Origin of the sequence: Maridesulfovibrio sp., from assembly GCF_963676065.1 — a bacterium.
Taxonomy (GTDB): Bacteria; Desulfobacterota; Desulfovibrionia; order Desulfovibrionales; family Desulfovibrionaceae; genus Maridesulfovibrio.
In genome coordinates, this window is sequence record NZ_OY780933.1 from 2,804,958 (window position 1) to 2,824,803 (window position 19,846).

Genomic DNA, 19,846 nt, shown 5'->3' on the forward strand with positions numbered 1-19,846 from the left:
TATGGATATGAATGCCTTGTTTGATCAGGCCGTCAGGGAACTGGACTATGAACAGAATACACAGAATGCACCGGGTTCTCCTGATCAGGGGAGCCCGGTTTTTTCGTCTGTAGGACAAACACAGACTGACACAGCTGTGCCGGTGCAGCAGGGCTTCGGTATGCCTCTGGTTGATTCTGCTATTGATTCCGCAGAAGGTATGTATCACGGCCTTGCTGCCGGATCCGCCGGACTTGGTGAGTCGTTCGGTGCCGGGATGCAGTGGCTGGGTAATCGGTTGGATAGTGATTCCGTGGCCGTTGCAGGGGAAGCTATTGCGGATTACTACAAGCCGTTGCGGGAATCCCATGCTCCAGCCAAGGAATTGCAGGGTAGCGTTATGGACAACCCTGAATTGCTGACTCGCGGTGATTGGTGGACCTATCAGGTCGGCAACATGGCTCCTTCTCTTGGAGCGGCTATACTTCCCGGTGCAGCTGTAGGCAAGTTTGTACAGGTAGGCGGTAAAGCTTTGCAGCTTACTCCCAAGGTCCTTGAACGCGCAGCGCGTATCGGGCAGGCACTTGGCGCTGGTTTGGGGGGAGGTGCGCTGGAAGGTTCCAGCACATACCGGGAAGTCCTTGATGCTGGTGGTACTGAAACGGAAGCGGCTCGTGCCGGGGAGTTTATGGCTCTGGCCAGCTCCGGATTGAATGCGATTTCTTTTGGTAAGATGTTTTCTAAAGCCGGGCAGGGGATTGCATCTAAAACGGCTAAACATCTTGGTTCGGGCCTTGTAGAAGGCCTCAGTGAATGGGCTGAAGAACCTGCTGAATCTATATCTAAGGATCTGGCTCATTACATTGAAACGGGTGAAATGAAGCCCGGTGTCTGGAAGCGAGCCAAGCAGGCAGCAAGAGAAGGTGTAAATGTAATTGGTCCAGCAGCCCTCACGGGGGTAGGTGGTTCGGTTATGTCCGGTCCTGCAGGGTTGTCCGGAGAGAAGGATACATCCAATCAAAATTTTATCGAGCAGATTGAGCAGATCAAAGCCGGCGCAACCGTGGATCTGCTGGAAGGTGACGCCGAGGCGTCAGAGCGTCAAGACAGCATGACGTCAAACCGTCAGGATACAGGAGAACGGACTACACCTGATACAAGGTCACCCTTGCAGCGGATGAGCGAGTTTTACTCTCAGCAGGAAAAAGATTTTGGCCCTGAACCGACTGGTTTCGGGATGCAACAGGTTATTGATTCACAATTTGAATCGCCGTCAGGAATGTCTGACCTGAAAGCTGATATTCAGGAACGCTACCACTACAAGCCTGAACCTGAACTGGAAGAGAGGATCAATCGCGAAATGGCTATGCGCGAGGGTTGGAGGCCTGCTGAGTTTGATGGTGCAGAGTCGTTGTCCATTTCTCCAGAACCTCAAGTTCCGGCTTCTTTTGAACCAGTAGATATTCTGCTGCAGGAAAAACCGCAGATCGTTTCTGGACAGCAGGATGTGTCTGCCGAGAATAGTGCGCAGTACCGGGAAGGTAAGTTTCGCGAGGCCTCTGGTCTGTTCGGTATAGCTACACCGGAAGTTGTTGCGCATCCTGATTATGATCAGACTGCCGCTGAAGCTGGGCGTTTTAATAGAGAGTGGGAACAGAATCTCGAACAAGCCTGGTTGAAAGCTGTTGGGGAATTGGAAAGTGAAGGCAAAGGGAGTGATCCGCTCATACGTGTGCCGGAGGTTGAGCCGTCTAAGCAGCCTGTGATTGAATTCCCTTCATATGGAATCGCGGGCGGACTGGAAAGCGTAAACACTAATCTTCTTCAGGATAGTGCAGTTGAACCGTCACAGCACCATGGCGTCATGACGTCAAGCCGTCAGAATGAGCCGCAAGAAGATTTATTTGATGTGGCTATTCGTGAGCTTGGGCATGAGAAGGCATTTAACCGTGACCCTGAAGGGGCTTTATTTAATTTACCTGATGAGCAGCTTAAAGAAGTCGGCAAAGTTCTTGGTGTGCGTCAGGGCAAGAAAAGTAAGATTGGATTTATTGAATCTTTGCCCGGTGGAATCAGTGAGAAGCGCGAGGCGTATCTTTCTGTTGTTGGCGGTAAAGTCTTGGTTTCTGGTTCTGAAACGTCAAAGAATCAAAATGCTATGCCGTCAAGCCGTCAAGATGGAGAGAACTACGAAGAATGGCATAGCCGTGTGTTGAATAAGGTCAATCAAATTCAGGATGTAGCCACAAGGGATTCTTATACCAGAAAAGTATCTCCTGATTTTAATCCACGCATGACTGCGGACAAAAAGAAGTGGCAAAAGCTTGAAGGTTGGATTGATGACATTTTGCAAAAGCAGAATGAAAGAGATTCTCAGTCAGAATTAGAACTTATAAAAAATGCGATAGTTGATTCAGTTGTAAGTGAACTATCTACTGGCCGGAAGTTTAAATCTATTACTGAGGCCCGTAAATTTGTTGAGCAGGATTTGGAGAAAAATGATGTAGACCATACAATTACTCCGGGGTCTGAATCTGCAAAAGAGTTTGACGAAATGTTTGAGGTTGCGACTGTTCTTGCTGCCAAGAAGCTCGTTCTGGAAATGCGTAAGCAGGGGCATTCGAGTCTATATATTTTTAAGAAACTGGTGGACCTTTATGAGCGGCAGCCGGTTCTGGGTGTGCGTTCCAGTGCGTCTATTGAAACTAATGCATACAGTACTCCTGCTCCAATTGCTTATCTGGCTTCTGAACTTGCAGAGATTAGCGAGAGTCGCTCGGTCTATGAGCCGACTGCCGGGAACGGGATGCTTCTCCTCGGTGCTGATGAAAGCAACGTTGTCGTAAACGAGCTCACGGAAAGTAGGGTTGAAAACCTTAGAAAGTTCCACCGTTTTGAAAGTGTTCACAGTGAGGATGCTTCGATTTTCTTGCCAGAAGGTAAGTTTGATGCGGTTGTAATGAATCCTCCTTTCGGTAGGCTGCGTGAGAATGGCAAACCGAAGATCTGGAAGATAAATAATCAATACCGAACTAAAGAATTGGATCATGCTATTGCGTTGAACGCGTTGCAGGCTATGAAAGATGATGGAAAGGCTGTTTTGATCATCGGTGGCAAAAAGGGCAATGCTGAAACCAGACAGAAAAAATATCGTGCTCAAATGCAACGGGCTTTTTACGCCACACTGTTCAATGAATATAATGTCGTTGACCATTTTACCCTTGATGGTAAAATGTACAGCAGACAAGGGGCCGCATATCCGATAGATCTTATCGTGATTGATGGTCGTGGAAAATCCTCCCGTCCGCAACCGGCATCTGAATTGCCCCACGTTTATGAATCTTTTGAGGAGTTGGAGACTAAGTTTGATGAACTCACAGACCAATCCGTACATACCGAAAATAGGGAAGTTCTACGCCGTTCCCAAGGACCTGAAGGACAATCCGGCAGCGCAGATGATAACACGGGTTTGGATTCCGGAAGGAAAGACGGAAGTGGACGAGAAGGATTATTATTGGACTCTTCTGTCTCTGAGGGTTCAGTTGATGCTGGAGCGCGAAGAGAATCCGGTGGAGACAGCACAGGAAGTGGAAAGAATTCTACTCGAAAGGTTCGGGGATACGGTGTCCGAGCTGAGCGAGAAGAATCGGAACATTCTGGGCTTAATACTGGTAGAACGGAACGAAACCCTGAAGTTACAGATGGAAGAGAATTTCGCTCTGATTCCAAGTCAGGACGAGTTTCCGTTGAAGGGAGTGCGGAGAGCTCAAGACGATCCGGATCCACGCGAGGCAGATCTAAGCGCGGAGGAGTGGGCCAGGACCGTAGCAGGATACGGAGTGGAGCGGTAGAGACTGATTTTCAGGTCGGGTATAGCCCTTCTTCCACAGGGACTTCTATGGAGGTCCTCACTCCTCGTAATATGGCGCATGCAACCGAAAATGCGCTATCCATTCTTGATTCAAAATATGGCAATGTAGATGGCTTCGTGGCTGCTGAGTTGGGCTACAGTGTTCAGGAACTGGGCAAAGTCTTGGCTGCTGAACAGGTTGATGCTGTCGGGCTTGCCATTTCCAATCTGAAAGAACGTAAAGGTTTCATCATAGGCGACCAGACTGGTATCGGTAAAGGGCGCGTCAATGCTGCTATTATCCGTTACGCAAGACGTAAAGGAGCTATTCCTGTCTTTCTTACCGAAAAGCCAAACCTTTATGGGGATATGATCCGCGATATGGATGATATTGGCGAATCTCAAGAAGGTATTTTCATTACCAACACAGAGAAGAAGGACAGTGTATTTAAAAAAGGTGACGGAGGCTTAACCGAGAAGCATTCTCCAGCTAAAAAACAAAAAATGATGCTGGATATTGCCGCTGAACGTACTGACAAATATGATGTTGTTTTTACTACTTATAATCAGCTTCAGTCTTTAGGTAAAAAGAAAAATCATCGTCAGCAATTTCTCCGGGACATAGCCCCTCGTGCTATGTTTATTCTGGATGAAAGCCATAATGCTGGCGGCAGTTCTGCGGCTGCTGCAAAGGGCAAGGTGCCTCGTTCCAAGTTTATCCGGGAAATTCTTCAAGACAGCCCTTACGGTGCCTTCTATTCCAGCGCGACTTTTGCCAAGCGTCCGGACGTAATGGATCTGTATTTTAAGACGGACATGGTCAAGGCCGTTGATGATGTTTCCCAGCTTGGCGAAGCTATTTCTGGTGGCGGTGTGCCTATGCAGCAGGTTGTGGCCACTATGTTGACAGAATCCGGTCAGTATGTGCGCCGGGAGCGTTCATTTGAAGGTGTTGCGTTTGATACTAAAACGGTTCCCGCTTCAAAAGAACTAGCCGATGCTGTCGGCAGGGTTATGCAGGACATTATTGTTTTTGATGAACTTAAGGCCGAAGCTCTTACTGCGATTGATAAGGAACTTAGTTCTGCCGGCGAAAATATCCTTCCTGATGGTTCTGTTGGCGAAGCCGGTGCGGGTAGTACTAACTTCACTAGTTTGATGCATAACGTGATTGACCAGATGTTGTTGTGTCTCAAAGTGGATTCTACCGTGGAATTGGCTAAAAAGCATCTTGAACGTGGTGAGAAACCGGTTATTGCTTTAGCAAACACTATGGGCTCTATGGTTGAGAGCTACACTAAAGATCATGACATTGCTCCTGGTCAAATTATCGATATTCATTTTGGTGATTTATTGGAGCGGTATTTGGAAAGGTCACGAGAGATTGTGATTGGCGATCCTTTTGGAAAGAAGCAAAAGCATAGGCTTAGTGACTCCGAGCTGGGGTCTATTGCAGTCCGTCATTTTAATTCCATTAAGAAAAATATTCGTAAGATAGATTTGTCCGGCCTTCCCATGAGTCCGATTGATTATATTCGGCAGGAATTAGTGAATGCAGGCTATGTCGTTGATGAGATCACAGGCCGGGAGCATTCCATTGACTATAGCGATAAAAATGCTCCTACTTATTATAAAAGGAAAAAGCCGGCTCCACGCACAGTTATCGATGGTTTTAACGGTGGGTCCATTGATGCCGTAATAATTAATTGCGCGGGTTCTACCGGGCTTTCTTTGCATGCAAGTGAGAAGTTCCAGGATCAGCGCCCGCGCCGGATGTTGATTGCTCAGGCTGAGAAAAATATCGATACCTTCATGCAGACCCTTGGGCGTATTCATAGAACCGGGCAGGTTGAGCTGCCGGGATTCACTCTGCTGAATGCAGATATTCCTGCGGAAAAACGTCCAGCCGCAGTCCTCCAAAAGAAAATGGCGTCTCTTAATGCCAGCACAACTGCTGATAGTGATTCTGCTGTTTCTTCCAATGAAACCTTGGATTTTATGAATGAACATGGAGATAAAATTGTCGCAGAGTTGCTTTCTGAAAATCTTGAGCTTCACCGTAAGCTGGGTGAGCCCTTAAAGAGTTTTGGGATTAAAGACATAATTGGTGGTGCTAGGAAAGTTACAGGCCGTATTCCTGCGCTGCCAGTGAAGGAGCAGGAAGAGTTCTACCGCGTATTTGAATCTGAATATATTGAGTATATGGAAAATCTTGAGCGTAGTGGCGTGTCAAGCATGAAAGCGTCTCATCTTGATCTGGATGCTGTTGAGATTAATAGCAAAGAACTGACGCCTGGCAGGCCCGGCGCTTCCCCATTTGAGGGTGAGTCCAAGCTTGTTTATATGGATGTGAAGAAGTTAGGCAAGCCCTATTCAAGTGATGAAGTAAAAGAGCAGATAGCCTCTGCCGCAGGCTTAGAGATAGATCCTGATGTTTCTGTTCTTGTTAGAAAAGTTCAAAAAAATTTCATGGAACAATTGAATCTTTTGAAGGACGAGTATGATGCTTATATCCGTCAGACCGAAGAGAAAATTAAAAATGAAGATATTCTTGAAAGGGCTCTGGATCGCGCTCAATCCAGCTACAATAAGCTGATCTCTATGTTAGTTTCCTTCAAGCCGGGTACAATTGTTGCGTTAAATGGTCAGGATAGTTCTCACACCGGAGTTGTTCTTTCTGTTGAGCGTAAGGGTAAGTCCGATAACCCGGCGGCACTTAGCCGGTGGAAGATCCGGGTCGCTTTGACCGATGCTTCAAGGCTTTATTCCGGATCTCTTTCCAGGCTGGCCACAGGGTCGCATGAGACGGCAACAGACAAAATGAGAATGTCGTTGCTGGATTTCCCTTTGAAATCATTTCTTACTAATTTTGATAAGGGGCAGAGTGATACAAGAGAAAAACGGCATATTGCTGTTGGGAATATTCTCGGTGCTTACGCTGCCCTCAATAACAAGGGCAAGATCATAACTTTTACTGACCGGGACGGGCGTAATCAGCCAGGCATACTTTTGCCGGATGATTTTAAAGTTGAAGAGTTTGATAGAAACAAGCCTGTTTCTTTGGGAAGTTCAAAAAGTATTCTCGCTTACCTTGATGAAGTTGGCAGTAAAGGGATTGTCCGTAGTTTTGACAGTACGTTGCAGATTAAAAAGTCTGGTACTAATTACGAGTTGTTCACTCCTAAAGCAAGAGGAGTAGGGGGTAGATACTATCTTAACAAAGGTTTGCTGAAAGCTCTTGAAGCTGAGTTTTATTCCATCGGAAACCGCATGAGAGCAATTGTTGATTCGGAAAAGTTGAGTAAGGGAATCGACTCTCTTATTGCTGAAGGTGTGGGGTTTAAGGTTGATTCCCATAAGGAAGAGGCAAAGCGTATTGCCGAACAACTGGATAGACTTCCGGCCTCGCTTGGTGGTACAAATATCGAACCAGTTGATCGGAGTACTTATGAAAAACCACGAAGAACAGAAAGAGCCGACCTTCTCCAGAAAGGACTTGAAATCCAGCTCAGAAAAAACTTCCCGGAAGGAAGTATCTATGAAGTCGACCCAATCGTTGATTCCGCCGGGCGCGAAGGTGTGTCTGGGGCCGGATTGGAAGCCAGGGGATCGACCAATGATAGTGCATCTGGGTTGGGAGGAAGAAGAGCGAGCGAGAGAGGACAAGGCCGCAATGGAGAGAAAGCAAGTGGTCAAAGCCTGTCTCGTGAAGCAGAAGAAATTCAATCCGGAAGTGCTGATAGGCAAAGAGCAGGGGCAAAGGCTTCAAAAAGAATTCCTGCAGGCCTACCCGAACAGCTCTCAAGAATAGTCGCTGTTTTTGGTAAAGATATTACCTACGTTGCGTCTGATGAAAAAATTCTACACGGGGATGGTTATGCCCCCCGGTGGAGCGATACGATTTTCTTCAGGCCTGATGCAAACACTCCCCACCTTCTTATTCTCGGACACGAGATCCTTCATAATTTAAGGCAAGACGCTTCTCCTTTATATCGCAAGTTTTTTCTTGCTGCGCAGCTTCAGCGCAAAGGCAACTCATGGGCTGAGTATCATGAAGATATAGATGCCCGTGTCAAAGCTGCCGGCGAGAAGGGAATGAGGCCGGATCAGTCCTATGAAGAATTGCTTGCAGATTTTTCTGGTGAGCAATTCATGGACCCTGAGTTCTGGAGAGCTCTTGCAAAGGAAGAGCCTACGCTTTTTCAGCGCGTATCTGAGAAAATCAAAAACATTCTTGATCGGGTTCTTGGGGTCTTTAAAAAGGGTGAGGCTGAAAGCCCTTATTTTCGTGATGTGAAAAAGGTTCGTGAAGCACTTGTTGAGGCGTTATCCAAGTACGCCAGACAGCAAAACGCTGAACCGTCAAGCCGTCATGACGTCAAAACGTCAAAGCGTGATGACGGTATTCATTTCTCCAAAACATCCAATCCTCGTAACCATACTTCTACACGGAGTGTGCGCGGTGCTGTGCAGGGCTTACAGGCCAAGGCAGAGAACGCGCTGCCGCTGGAAGTCGTTTCCGTGTTCGAGGATCTTCCGGAACATATACGTAAGGCTTTCAAGGCACAGGGCGGCGGTTATTGTGAGGCCTGCAATGATCCCAAGACTGGAAAGGTCTGGATGGTTGCCGAGAATATTGCTTCGCGCAGGCGTGCTGTGGAACTTTGGATGCATGAGCAGGGAGCGCACCACGGCCTGCGCGGTTTGATGGGTGACAAAGATTATGTTGCTTTGCTGGGTAAGGTCCATCGTGCTGCTAAACGTGAAGCCGACTACAAGGAAGTGGTTGAGGATTATGGTCTGGATCTTTCCGACCAGGCAGACCGGAACACCGCTGCCCACGAATATCTTGCCAAGCTTGCTGAGAAGGTTCGGCTTGATGAGGTCCTGAGCTCGAAGGAAAAAACTATCTGGCGCAAGGTTGTTGATGCCTTCCTGAACTGGTTGACCCGGATCCGCGTCAAGCTGCCCGGTTCGCTTACCCGGGCGGAAATCAGCCGGCTTGTTTCCGATGCTGTATTCTGGACCGTTCAGGGCGAGAGCGCAGCGGCTCCTCGAGCAGGTGAAGCAGCTCCTTCCTATTCCATATCCAATCCGGATCTGAAGTCGGCGAAATCCAAGATCGGTCCCAAGGGTGAAATAAAAACTCCGATCGCTGAAAGGATCAGCAAAATACGGGAGTTCATGCGTACTGAATTGAATCAGGGTATGTTCGACCGTTTTGCTTCCCTGAAGCGGCTGGATAAGGATGCCGGCATTGAAGATTTTCAGGAGTCCGCATATGTGGCCGCCAGAATGTCCACCTCTCATGCAGATCAGATTGCGGCCGTCATTGAGCATGGCCATCCTGTTTGGCGTGAGGGTGCAATGGATGTTGAAGGGGAAGGCCTTGCCAAGGTTTTTGAACCGGTTGCTCATGAGCTGGACCGCTTTACCGGCTGGTTGGTCGGCCTGCGTGCCCGTAAACTCATGGAAGAAGGGCGCGAGAATCTTTTTACCAAGGAAGAGATTGACGAGCTCTGCAAGCTGAATCAGGGGCGTGAAACCAAATATGAGGACGTGCGCCAGAACTACATCCAGTTCAAGACCAAGGTGCTGGACTTTGCTGAGGCTGCCGGGGTTGTGTCCGGATCCGGTCGGTTGGTCTGGGAACATGATGAATACATTCCTTTCTACCGCATTAATGACGAAACAGCAGATGTGAAGGCTCCTAAGGGTAAGAAAGCGATTGCCAGCCAGTATTCCGGAATTAAGCGGCTGCAGGGTGGTACTGCCAATCTGGGGGATCCTTTTGAGAACATCATCCGTAACTTCTCGCATCTCATTGATGCCAGCGTAAAGAATAATGCCATGGAGCAGGCCATGACCAATGCCGAGAAAATCGGTGTGGCTGTTCCTGCCGATTTTAAGTGGCAGGGTGTTAAGCTGAAGGGCGGAAGTCTGCGTAGCGCTCTGACGAAAGTGTTGGGTAAAGATGGTGTTGCTCCGCTATCGGCCGCGCAGCGCGATTCGCTTCAGACTGTTTTTCAGATGGTTAAGCCGGACGCTAAGGATGTGGTTCATGTTCTGCGGGACGGCAAGTCGGTCTATTATCATGTAGATGATCCGCTCCTTCTGCGATCGCTGACCGCGGTGAATCTCCAGAGCTGGAACAACATGGGCATGAAGGCCGCGCGTTTCTTCAAGCGCTTGCTGACTACGGGCGTTACTTCCACACCTGACTTCATGCTCCGGAACCTCGTGCGCGATACCGTGCATGCGTGGGGTGTGGACCGCACCGGTCACTTCGTGCCGGTTGTCGGATCATTCAAGGGCGCAATCAAGACTCTACGTAAGGATAAAGATACCGTTAAAATGATGGCTGCAGGAGCGGCTTTCCATGGCGGCTATTCTTATGGCCATGATCCGGGAGCCGGTAAGCTGGTGGTGGAGAAGCTGGTCAAGAAGCACGGCATCGATGAGGATTCGATTCTCGATACTCCCAAGAAGATGGCCAAGTTCATGAAATATGGTTGGGACCGCTGGCAGGATCTGGGCAGCTCATTTGAGAACGCTACCCGGGCGCGGCTGTATGAAGGCGTAAAGGAAAAGGGCGGTACTCACCTTGAGGCTGCATACGAGGCCAAGGACATCATGGATTATTCTATGGGCGGTGATTGGCCGGTTGTCCGTGCTTTGTGCGAGACGGTGCCGTTCTTTGGTGCGCGTATGGTCGGTCTGCACCGTCTTGGCCGGGGTGCTTATGAGAATCCGCAGGCCTTCCTTGCCAAGGGCGCAATTGTCGCTCTGGCCTCGGTGCTGCTCTACATGAACAACCGAGATCGTGAAGAGTTCAAAGAACTCGAGCAATGGGATCGGGACAACTACTACCATTTCTTTATTAATGATAAGCATTTCAGGATGCCCAAGCCCTTTGAAATCGGGGCTATATTCGGGACTCTGCCGGAACGTCTGACCGAATACGCAGTGGATGGCCAGGACGGGGATCTGCTTGCCAACCGTCTCCAGTTCATGCTGACTCAGACCTTTAATGTAGGTACTCCGCAGATCATAACTCCGGTCCTCGAACAGTGGGCGGACAAGTCATTCTTCACCGGGCGTTCCATCGTACCCATGAGATTGAAGAGGCTCCGGCCGGAAGCGCAGCGCGATCACCGCACCAGCGAAACAGCCGCGCTGCTGGGCGAAAAGACCGGAACCAGCCCCCAGCGTATCGAGCATCTGGTTAATGGATACTTCGGTACGCTGGGAGTTTACGTACTTTCCATGTCGGATATCATCACCCGCAGAATGGTGGATGCACCGGAAATGCCGTCAAGACGTCTTGACGACATGCCGCTAATTAAGAGCTTCTACCGCGATAAACCGGCACGTCACAGCCGTTACCTTACCGAGCTGTATGAAATGGTCCATGAAGCGGATGAATTGTATTCCACAGTAAAGGCCTATGCCCAGTCCGGATACAAGGACAAGGCAAAAGTTCTGCTGCAGGATCAGGAGAACCGCAAGCTGCTTGGAAAGCGTCAAGGCCTCAACCAGCTCCGCCGTGCGATCGGGCAGATTGAGACGGGGATTCGTCAAATCCATTTATCTAGGACGCTTACCCCGGATCAGAAGCGGGAGCGGATTGACGGGTTGCTGGAGAAGCGGAATGCGGTTGTGCGGAAGGTGATGGGGTAATCCTCCCATTCTTAGGAGGTCTGAACTGCTCGGAGCGGTTCCGGCTTTTTTGGGATAACTATTTCATTATATCATCAATGACGAGGTGTTTATTGATGTAGCGAAGTATTTGAGCTGAGAGTTCATCTAAATCATTTCTGCTTGAATTATATATAGAAGTAATCCACAGGTCGTCAAATTGGTTGACTTTTTCAATTGTTGGGTAATTTTTAGGCATTTTTTTTGCCGCCTGAGTAATTGTAGATCCTATACAAGTAAGATTTTCGTCCATTTGTTCAAGGAAGTCATAAATTAATCCTCTTAGTTCTTTTGGCAGAAAAGGGGTTGCTGCTAGTTTGGCAAGTCTTTCATAGGATTTTTTGTAAGCTTTTGTATATTCAATGCGGGAGTGTTCGTAATCATCCCAGCCCGTAAACTGTGAATTTGTTTTCATTTGTATGCTAAAATTTCCTTCAAGTTGACAGATCTGCTTAAGTAAATCTGGATTACTGCATATTTGGTCGTCATATTCTAGTCGTGCAAAGCCATTTTTGGATTCTATGACTGTTGCTGGTAGCATAATTGACGTGGTTTTTCTGTTCTTTTTCGAGGTAAGTTTGTCTTCTTCTCCCGGTGATGGCTGTAGTAAAGTGTTTTGAGCTGTTTCTTCTTTTACCAGCATTCCAACTATGTTTGCTCTTAAATTTTGAGCTTTTTGTGTGCTGGAAATTGATGCTTTTGGAAATTTGTTTTTCACGTAGTCATAGTGCATGCGATGAGCGTTGATTTTTAAAATGTTTGCCATGTCGAAATGTTCTTCTATTTCATGACTACCTCGAACATTAAAAAAAGATGCAATTTCCTCGTAATATTTTATTTGTTTTTTTAAAATTTCAGCTTTGTATGGTAGGAATATTGTTTTCTTGGCTTGACGGAATGTAGCAATTGCTACACAGCTGGTAGATGCGTAGAAAAAAATTTCGCTTATAATTTTTATAGTCTTTAGTTCCATAGCACTCTGTCCCTATTTATTCCTATTTCTTCTTTTCTTCTGTCTAAACGTAGACGGTGACATTCTTAATCCACCGTTCTCCCAAATTCCCAGCTTCTCTTTCTTAGCCAGTTGCTCCGCTGCACGGATCTCTTTGAAATGTTTTTGTGTTCTTGTGTAGAGTACGGCAACGCAGTACCCGCGCCGGGCCAATTCTAAATTGAGCATTTCGCCCTTACGCCATACATAACCCAGCACTCGACCGTACCGGTCCTGGGTGCGATTGTCATATTCTATTTCGGCGGGACCCTGCCGTAACCACCTGTCAGTGAACGCTCTCGCGTCCTGTCCGTATTCCTGATCATATTCAGGGCAATCAACACTGATTAATCTGAGATCTATTTCAAGGCCTCTGAGCCGCACAGTGAAAGAATCGCCGTCTTTGGGGCGTATGTATTCGAATTGTTCTGCGTAGGCAGAGCTTGCGAGTATGGAGAGCAGGATTGTGAATATGACTATGATTTTGTTCATGAGGTCTGTTTAATATAAAAAAGACCTCACGACAACAGTAGGTGTTTATTTGTATTTGTTGGTCTGTTAAGGATAGGGGGTGAGTAGTTTTGAAATAAGAAGGTCATCATGTTGCGTTATTTGTGCAGATTAGCTTTTGCTTGGATCTTTGGAGTTGTTGGCTTTGCAGCATCAATTTGCCTTGGGGGATGGTGTGGAGCAGCTCTTGCTAAAATATTTAAATCAGCCGTTGGGGGCCAAACTTTCGGGATGATTCTTGGGGCTGTCTTTGGCGGGTTTATCCATATTCGTATTTTTAACAAGCTTGAAAGTCAGTTTTTCCCACCAGCTAAGATAGTACATGCAGAAGAATGTTTAGATTCGAGAGTCATTCATGGGGAGGTTTCTCAAGAACAAGTTCAAGTTGAATATGATGGTTGTGTATATTGCCTTTCAAATCCAGCTATGCCGGGATTGTATAAAATTGGATATACAAAACGTTGTCCCCATCAACGAGCATTTGATTTATATAAGGGCCGAAATGGAACCGGGACAGGGGTTCCGATGCCGTTTAAGGTTGAATTTTATTTCAAGTGTATGGAAGCCTACAAAACAGAGCAACTCCTTCACAAAAAATTAGCTCCCTACAGGCTGAATACCCATAGGGAGTTTTTTGAGATTGATTTGCAAGAGTTGGAGAGGGTCTTTTCAGATAATATTCCTGAGCCTTGTGAGTGTGTGGGAATTGCCCCTCATTTATAGTTCGCCAATAATTTTTAATTTTTTTCTGTTACTTAAGAATTCATAGAGCAACATGAAGATTAGTATTAGTGGTAATAAATTTTGTATTGCTAGTAGGATGATGAAATAGTTTTTTTTAGATTTTGAGTTTTCATTTAGCGTTGGTGTCCCTGTTTGATTCTCTAGGAACGTTGTGAATTCTACTTCTTTTTCAAAGTCGCTTTGAATGGACGTTATCTTAATCATACTTCCGGTTGGCTTTGTTGTTATAAAAACATCTTCTGTGGAGTTATTAGTTTGATATGGGTAGTAAATAGTTTGTGGTAGTCCTTGGTATAAAGATATACCTGTTGTTACCCATGTCATTAAAAGTAATGATCCAATTAATACGCACCTTCTTTTCATCATTTTGGTGTGTGCGTCTTTGTTTTTTATTGTGTCCGTTTTGATTTTGTGAGTGTTTGATATTCTATGGTTAAATTTTAAAGCTGATTTAAGTCTTGAAGATAATGTTTTTGAGCTATTGTCGGAAGGAACTTGAACTAGTGCGTTGAATCTTACGCATTCTCCTTTTCTAAATAACCCTGTATTTATTTTAATTTTATCATCTTTTATGGATATATTTGCTTCAATCTTGTTTTTTATTATTTTTGCTGTTAGCCATTTATAGTCATTAGGTAAAGAGATCTCTATTGGAGATTCAATCATGTCTTTGGTAATGTCTTTTTTTCCGGAGTTGAGAAATGCTCCGGTTAATAATACTAAGTTTTGATCTATATTGTTTTCTTTGTAATTAACCTCAAGTCCATCTAAAGTATTTCCCACAGCATCAAAAAGTTCTATTATCTGTGCTGTCATATACGTGATACGGCACGGATACCAATTTTTTATAACTATGTAGATGCTTAGAAAACCAAAAATTAGTGTACTGAGAAGTCCTATCGGGCCCCACCATGCTGAATGTATAAATGCGTCCATAATTATTTCTTCTGTTTTGGATTTATTCTAGGGTGTAGTTAGTATTACAATCCACCTTTCGATAATATTCAATCAAAAAATAATCCCGTCCGGTCCGTATAAACCACGGAACCAGACGGGAAATTCTTTTTCGGTCAGCTCGCTCTCTTCTGGGTCCGGTGAGCCTCTCGCTTTCCCTCACCCATTTCATCGTCAGTGCTTGGTGCACCTGCAGTAATATTCAGGATGGCTTTCTGTATAGTTTCAGAGTCCGCTCCTAATTCTTCAAGGACCTTTCTTATCTCATGCACGCGCCTGATAATTGGATCATCCTCTTGGGCTTTGATCTGCGAGTAAAACATTTCACCCCGACCGAGCAGGAGCCAATCTAAACTTATATCAGCAAAGACTCCCCAGTTCGCAAGAGTCGTAGCCTTAGGAAAAGCTGTCCCTGCAAAGTATGTAGACATACTTTTTCCTGTAATATGGCCTATTTTGGCTAATTCAGTTTTATTCCATTTGCCCAAATCAATGATTTGTTGAAGGCGCTCGGAGAAGCCATCTCCTAAAAAGTGTGACATTGATCTAGTTTTCTTCTTGTTTTTAGTAGTAAGTTAGAATAAAACGAACTTAATAGTTAAGTACGTAGGAACTTAATAAGACTTAAACCAAGTGTGAAAATGGAGGTCTAAGTTGTCAATAACATTTACTATTGATTCCCCGCAAAGTAAACGGTTTGCCCTTGATTACTGGTTTCGGTCCAAAGGGATTAAGAAAAAAGACTTTGCCAAAAAGATGAATGTCTCTACTCAGCGGTTCTCGCAAATATTAAATGGAGACTACGTGAGTGGTGCTGTTTTCGATCAGCTCCAAGAAATTGAGATTGATGGTCACAGAATCCCCCGTGATCTAATACCTGTCCCTTCCAGCCCCAAGAAATTGGGTCGTAAGATCAAGGAGTCATAGATGTACAACAATCATCTATTCTTCTTAGCTGGCCTAATAATAGGTGCATGCTTTTCTCGGTGGATGTATTGCCTCGCGTTTCGCAGATACAAAAAACAAACTGAAACAGTTCTTGAAACAGTATCTTTCTCGCGCCGGCGCAAAAAACGCGCACCATTTGAGGAAGCCATTTCTGTGGCCATGTCTACCGATCTTAAAGATGAGCTGGTACGCGCCTCCGGAAACCAACAGTCGAAGTACGTCCGTGCTTCGCTGCGTCTCTCCCTCCCTACGCTTAAATCTCGCCCTATCTTAGTAGATATTTTGGATGAGGAATAAACGCAATGCTTATTTATGTAGTCATAAGTTCATCATTACAATGGGTTGGAGTGTTCGATTTAATTAGTTTTGTTTCTGGCGTGAAGGCGGACTCCGGTCTGCTCTCAGGCGAGGAATAAAGCAAAACTGTAAGGAGGTTTCCATGCTTATGAAGGGAGATGCGGAATTTAATGGAATTTTAGCGCGATTGGCTGAAGCGTTTTGTATTGACGGGAACATTACCCAGGTCAAGCTGGCCGAAGCTTTGGATATTCGCCAGTCATCAATTTCCGATGCCAAGCGCAGGAAGTCGATCCCTGCAGAATGGCTGCTTAAAGCTCTCGAAATTTCAGGGGTTGATCCTAATTGGATTCGTACAGGGGAGGGACCGAAATACAGAGTGCTTTCTGATGATCCAACAGGAGCTCTCACCGTTACTGAACTTACTAAAAGGATTGTGGAGGAATACAGGCGGCCGCTGTGTTTTGAGGAACTTCTTGAGATTTTGAATGATCGTTTGCCGGATGGGGCATGTCTGAAGATTGAATACCTTAAAACCAAAAGTTTTACGGAACGATACCTTGGAGCACATGAAGCAGTAACCGAACAGCAGGAGAGTCACGATGCGTAAAATCGGAATCACCATTTCTAAAGGTGGTACTGCCAAGACTACCACCGGAGCAAATGTTTCACACGGCTTGGCCATGCGTGGCCACAAGGTTGCTTTGATAGATCTGGATACCCAGGGGCAGGTGCAGCGGTTCTTTGGTGTGGACCAGATGAATACCCTTACTGACCTGATCCGTGGTGTGCCGCTTAAGGAATGTCTTGTAGAGGTTCGTGACAACCTTCATCTCATTGCCGGAGGTCCTGAGCTGGCCGGGCTGAAGGAGTGGATTTCTAGCCGGACCATGAAAAGGGAAATGGTTATTTCGGAATTGTTGAAGCCGCTTGAAGGCATGGGCTTCGATTTTGTAATCATCGATACCTCGCCTGGCTGGGATGCGCTGAACATTAATGTTCTCTTTTACGTGGACGAGCTCCTTTGTCCGGTGCGTCTCGAAGCCATGTCCATGGATGGGCTGAAGGAATTTATTGGTAATCTTGATGAAGTGCAGGAGTACCGGAATGATTTACAGATTGATTATGTGGTTCCAACCTTTCTGGATCGCCGGGAAAAGCAGTGCGATGAAGTTCATGCCATGCTGCAGAATCATTTTAAGTCCAAAGTCACCATGCCGATTCCGAAAAATGTCCGGTTGTCCGAGTCTTTTGCTCATGGGCAGACCATTTATGAATACGCTCCTGATTGTCCTGGTGCTTATGCCTATCATGAACTGACTGATCTGGTGGAAAGCTATGTCCGGTAGAAAGCCAACTCCGGATGCCTTGGGAGACATTCTTAAGAAGTCAGGGCGTTCCCGGCGCAAGAATGACGGTGAAGCGGTAAAACGTCATGACGTCATAACGCCAGAAATAAACGAGAAGCCATTTAAGCTTACATCATATATACAGTCGGATTTGAATGATGAAGCGGACATGGCCGTGGTCAAGTTGAAGAAGATTGTCGGTAAGGTGAGTAAGTCCATGTTGGTGGAAGAGTCCTTGCGGATCTGCCTTGCTGATCCGGAAGGAAGCGGACTTGCTGCAGCGTTAAGGGAGCGGAACAGAAAATGACAAAGAACATTAATTCCCGCCGGAAACGGCTGGCAATTGAGAATCGTCAGTTGCATGTGGTGTTGTCCATGATTGACTCCGGAATTGATCTGCTTACGAGCAATCCGGTCACAAGTGATAAGCGGGTAGATTCCGCGCTGGAAACAATTGCTCGCTGGCGTAAGGCTGCTTTTGGAAAACTGGAACCTTTGGGGAATAGGGCGGTTAAGTCAAAGGATCATACGTTTAATGAAATTCGTCGGATTATTCTGGAGACGTTTCCGGAGAATGATTTCGGAACCGAGGAATGGATGCATTACTGGCTGGCGGTAAACATGCAGCTGGATACAGCACTCAATCTGGAAAAGATTCCACGCGGCAGCCGAGCTCCATGGCGGTACATGGATCAGTCTTCAATGAAGTTGATCAGGGCCTTGGCCGGTCCCATGGAACATGAACTGTATGAAGTCGGGAGTGTAGAGGATACGGATCCACTGCTGGGTACGGCAGTGGGTGAAGCCTTAACTGATATTATTTGGAGTGAGTGATGGGAACTTTATTTACCGATGAAGATGCTCGTAAAGAATTTCGTGCTGCTGTTCGTGAGGCTATGGCTCCAGTGGCAAAGCTGGCTTTGTTGAACCAGCGTTTATCTGTGGATGAAACTGAGGCTGCCCAGCTCCTCGGTGTTTCTCCCAATACTCTACGTAACTGGAGGGTCCAAAAGCGAGGGCCGGGATATTCAAAGGTCGGGGCCAAGGTAGTTTATGAAGTCTCCAAGATACGGAAATGGTTGGAAGCAAATGGTAAGAAAACTATTGGCTGTTAAAATAATTTTCAAAGGTCGCGGTGGCCTGCTTATATACATCTGGGCAGAGGTGGGCGTAGCGTTTGACCATTTCGAGGCTGGAGTGTCCAAGCATGTCGGCTATGCCGTAAAGCGAAACTCCCTCAATGGCCATCCAACTGGCAAAGGTATGGCGCAGGGAATGGAAAACAATTTTATCCCGGTCGTCAGTAATGGATTCGTTGAGCTTCAGTCTGTTGACCGCATTCTTGAAACCGTTACTGATGCGCGTCATGGTTTTACCGTTACGCCCAGGGAAAACCAGTTCCCCGGCTTTAAGAGGCAGGGAGGAAAGCATTTCACCCACCTGACTGGTGAGATATATAGTCCGTCCTTTGTAATTTTTGCTCTCAACGATGCGCAAGGTCTTATTTTTAAGATTGATATGCTCACCCCTAAGACTGGCAATTTCCTTGAAGCGCATTCCTGTGTGCAGGGCCAGCAGGGTCATATTATATGTTGTGGCACTCCCCTTATGTCCATTATTGGTTTTAGCCGGGCGCAATTCTTTCAGCAGATCTTTAGCTTCTTCAACGGTCAGGTAGCGATAGCGACCGTTGTCGGATTTGGGTATCTTGATTTCTGCGGTGGGCGGTGTTCCGGTCCAGAGTTTCCATTCTATGTGTTTTGTATATGTCCTGCGGATAAGTCCAATGATGTGGCTGGTAGATTGAGGGGCGTATTTTTGCAGAAGATCGGATTTAAATTCTTCCAAATCAAATGGAGTTATTCTGGAGAGCTGCATATGTCCGAACCTTGGTTGAATATGTTTATGATAGCGTTGATCCTCAATCGATACAGTCTCTGTGTTTTTGCTGAGTACGAGATGAGTGTCCCGGAATCTTTCCCAGGCTTCATCAAGAGTGATATCTTTCCCCTGCAGGGCGGTAGGCAAAGTCTGGTTACGGAGCTGGCGCAAACGCTCCGCGCGGACCTGAGATGCAAATGCGGCAGTGAATCCTTCAGAGAGCAAGCCGACCTTTTCTTTTTTTCGTTTGCCGCTTATCTTATAAGAAATGTAGAAAGTACGGTCCGGTTTGCCCCGGAACCTTTTGGTTGCATGTTCATAATAGAATACTCCAGTCATGTTTTTTACCTTTATGAGGTCGGCCATTTTTTTTGTCCCTTATTTGCCCCTTACGGCGTAATTTGCCCCCTATTTGTCTCTATAGGAGTTCCTTCTGAGTGTAAGCAGGTATCGCGTATCTCTTCTAATAGCAGGGATAATTGCAGTCAAGTATCTATAGGTATCTTGCTGTGTGTTGTTCTTTCTGGATTTAGGATCCAGCGGTTAATCCGTGAGAGTTCGAGTCTCTCCTTTCGCACCAACGTCAATATAAACACCCCTTTACAACAACATCCGCATAGTTGTTTTAAAGGGGTGTTTTTTTGT

14 protein-coding genes are annotated in these 19,846 nt (G+C 46.3%); 9 read left to right on the top strand and 5 right to left on the bottom strand.

The genetic code is table 11. The features are described 5' to 3' along the window. The first annotated feature begins 1 nt into the window (after position 1). A complete protein-coding gene (locus ACKU35_RS12610) occupies positions 2-11,509 on the top strand; it encodes an LPD38 domain-containing protein (protein WP_319759575.1) in 11,508 nt (3,835 codons plus the stop codon). 58 nt (positions 11,510-11,567) lie between these two features. Here the strand turns inward: ACKU35_RS12610 and ACKU35_RS12615 are convergent, their stop codons facing one another. Together ACKU35_RS12615 and ACKU35_RS12620 are read right to left on the bottom strand one after the other, a co-directional pair. Beyond that, a complete protein-coding gene (locus ACKU35_RS12615) occupies positions 11,568-12,500 on the bottom strand; it encodes a hypothetical protein (protein ID WP_319759576.1) in 933 nt (310 codons plus the stop codon). Positions 12,501-12,512: 12 nt separating this feature from the next. Continuing rightward, positions 12,513-13,010, bottom strand: a complete 498-nt coding sequence (locus tag ACKU35_RS12620; protein WP_319759577.1) for a thermonuclease family protein — start codon at positions 13,008-13,010, stop codon at positions 12,513-12,515. Between the two features lie 108 nt (positions 13,011-13,118). Between ACKU35_RS12620 and ACKU35_RS12625 the strand changes: the two genes are divergently transcribed. After that, on the top strand, positions 13,119-13,751 hold the full coding sequence (locus ACKU35_RS12625) for a GIY-YIG nuclease family protein (protein WP_319759578.1): 633 nt from the start codon (positions 13,119-13,121) through the stop codon (positions 13,749-13,751). Here the strand turns inward: ACKU35_RS12625 and ACKU35_RS12630 are convergent. Both ACKU35_RS12630 and ACKU35_RS12635 read right to left on the bottom strand, forming a co-directional pair. Continuing rightward, positions 13,746-14,708 carry a hypothetical protein gene (locus ACKU35_RS12630; RefSeq protein WP_319759579.1) on the bottom strand — a complete coding sequence of 321 codons (963 nt, stop codon included), beginning with the start codon at positions 14,706-14,708 and terminating at the stop codon, positions 13,746-13,748. The genes ACKU35_RS12625 and ACKU35_RS12630 overlap by 6 nt on opposite strands. Positions 14,709-14,842: 134 nt before the next feature. Further along, positions 14,843-15,157 (bottom strand): hypothetical protein, encoded by a 315-nt coding sequence (locus ACKU35_RS12635; protein ID WP_319759580.1) that lies wholly within the window; start codon positions 15,155-15,157, stop codon positions 14,843-14,845. A 223-nt stretch (positions 15,158-15,380) separates the two neighbouring features. Between ACKU35_RS12635 and ACKU35_RS12640 the strand changes: the two genes are divergently transcribed. The 7 genes from ACKU35_RS12640 (at position 15,381) to ACKU35_RS12670 (ending at position 18,435) form a co-directional block, all read left to right on the top strand. Beyond that, positions 15,381-15,653 (top strand): helix-turn-helix transcriptional regulator, encoded by a 273-nt coding sequence (locus ACKU35_RS12640; RefSeq protein ID WP_319759581.1) that lies wholly within the window; start codon positions 15,381-15,383, stop codon positions 15,651-15,653. Next, complete coding sequence (locus ACKU35_RS12645; RefSeq protein ID WP_319759582.1) at positions 15,654-15,971, top strand: hypothetical protein; 318 nt, start codon at positions 15,654-15,656, stop codon at positions 15,969-15,971. Between the two features lie 142 nt (positions 15,972-16,113). Then, a complete protein-coding gene (locus ACKU35_RS12650; RefSeq protein WP_407944186.1) occupies positions 16,114-16,581 on the top strand; it encodes a helix-turn-helix domain-containing protein in 468 nt (155 codons plus the stop codon). Continuing rightward, complete coding sequence (locus ACKU35_RS12655; protein ID WP_319759583.1) at positions 16,574-17,320, top strand: ParA family protein; 747 nt, start codon at positions 16,574-16,576, stop codon at positions 17,318-17,320. Before ACKU35_RS12650 ends, ACKU35_RS12655 begins: the two co-directional genes overlap by 8 nt. Further along, on the top strand, positions 17,310-17,627 hold the full coding sequence (locus ACKU35_RS12660) for a hypothetical protein (RefSeq protein WP_319759584.1): 318 nt from the start codon (positions 17,310-17,312) through the stop codon (positions 17,625-17,627). The genes ACKU35_RS12655 and ACKU35_RS12660 overlap by 11 nt, the downstream gene beginning before the upstream one ends. Continuing rightward, positions 17,624-18,154: a hypothetical protein gene (locus ACKU35_RS12665; protein WP_319759585.1), complete on the top strand. Its 531-nt coding sequence runs from the start codon at positions 17,624-17,626 to the stop codon at positions 18,152-18,154. Before ACKU35_RS12660 ends, ACKU35_RS12665 begins: the two co-directional genes overlap by 4 nt. After that, positions 18,154-18,435 carry a helix-turn-helix domain-containing protein gene (locus ACKU35_RS12670; protein WP_319759586.1) on the top strand — a complete coding sequence of 94 codons (282 nt, stop codon included), beginning with the start codon at positions 18,154-18,156 and terminating at the stop codon, positions 18,433-18,435. Before ACKU35_RS12665 ends, ACKU35_RS12670 begins: the two co-directional genes overlap by 1 nt. Here the strand turns inward: ACKU35_RS12670 and ACKU35_RS12675 are convergent. After that, positions 18,422-19,567, bottom strand: a complete 1,146-nt coding sequence (locus tag ACKU35_RS12675; RefSeq protein ID WP_319759587.1) for a site-specific integrase — start codon at positions 19,565-19,567, stop codon at positions 18,422-18,424. The genes ACKU35_RS12670 and ACKU35_RS12675 overlap by 14 nt on opposite strands. Between the last annotated feature and the right edge of the window lie 279 nt (positions 19,568-19,846).

What these genes read in the sequence shown, in the direction of transcription:
- ACKU35_RS12610 (WP_319759575.1), top strand. Translation starts at nt 2, where the DNA reads ATGGATATGAATGCCTTGTTTGATCAGGCCGTCAGGGAACTGGACTAT.
- ACKU35_RS12615 (WP_319759576.1), bottom strand. Translation starts at nt 12,500, where the DNA reads ATGGAACTAAAGACTATAAAAATTATAAGCGAAATTTTTTTCTACGCA.
- ACKU35_RS12620 (WP_319759577.1), bottom strand. Translation starts at nt 13,010, where the DNA reads ATGAACAAAATCATAGTCATATTCACAATCCTGCTCTCCATACTCGCA.
- ACKU35_RS12625 (WP_319759578.1), top strand. Translation starts at nt 13,119, where the DNA reads ATGTTGCGTTATTTGTGCAGATTAGCTTTTGCTTGGATCTTTGGAGTT.
- ACKU35_RS12630 (WP_319759579.1), bottom strand. Translation starts at nt 14,708, where the DNA reads ATGGACGCATTTATACATTCAGCATGGTGGGGCCCGATAGGACTTCTC.
- ACKU35_RS12635 (WP_319759580.1), bottom strand. Translation starts at nt 15,157, where the DNA reads ATGTCTACATACTTTGCAGGGACAGCTTTTCCTAAGGCTACGACTCTT.
- ACKU35_RS12645 (WP_319759582.1), top strand. Translation starts at nt 15,654, where the DNA reads ATGTACAACAATCATCTATTCTTCTTAGCTGGCCTAATAATAGGTGCA.
- ACKU35_RS12650 (WP_407944186.1), top strand. Translation starts at nt 16,114, where the DNA reads ATGCTTATGAAGGGAGATGCGGAATTTAATGGAATTTTAGCGCGATTG.
- ACKU35_RS12655 (WP_319759583.1), top strand. Translation starts at nt 16,574, where the DNA reads ATGCGTAAAATCGGAATCACCATTTCTAAAGGTGGTACTGCCAAGACT.
- ACKU35_RS12660 (WP_319759584.1), top strand. Translation starts at nt 17,310, where the DNA reads ATGTCCGGTAGAAAGCCAACTCCGGATGCCTTGGGAGACATTCTTAAG.
- ACKU35_RS12665 (WP_319759585.1), top strand. Translation starts at nt 17,624, where the DNA reads ATGACAAAGAACATTAATTCCCGCCGGAAACGGCTGGCAATTGAGAAT.
- ACKU35_RS12670 (WP_319759586.1), top strand. Translation starts at nt 18,154, where the DNA reads ATGGGAACTTTATTTACCGATGAAGATGCTCGTAAAGAATTTCGTGCT.
- ACKU35_RS12675 (WP_319759587.1), bottom strand. Translation starts at nt 19,567, where the DNA reads ATGGCCGACCTCATAAAGGTAAAAAACATGACTGGAGTATTCTATTAT.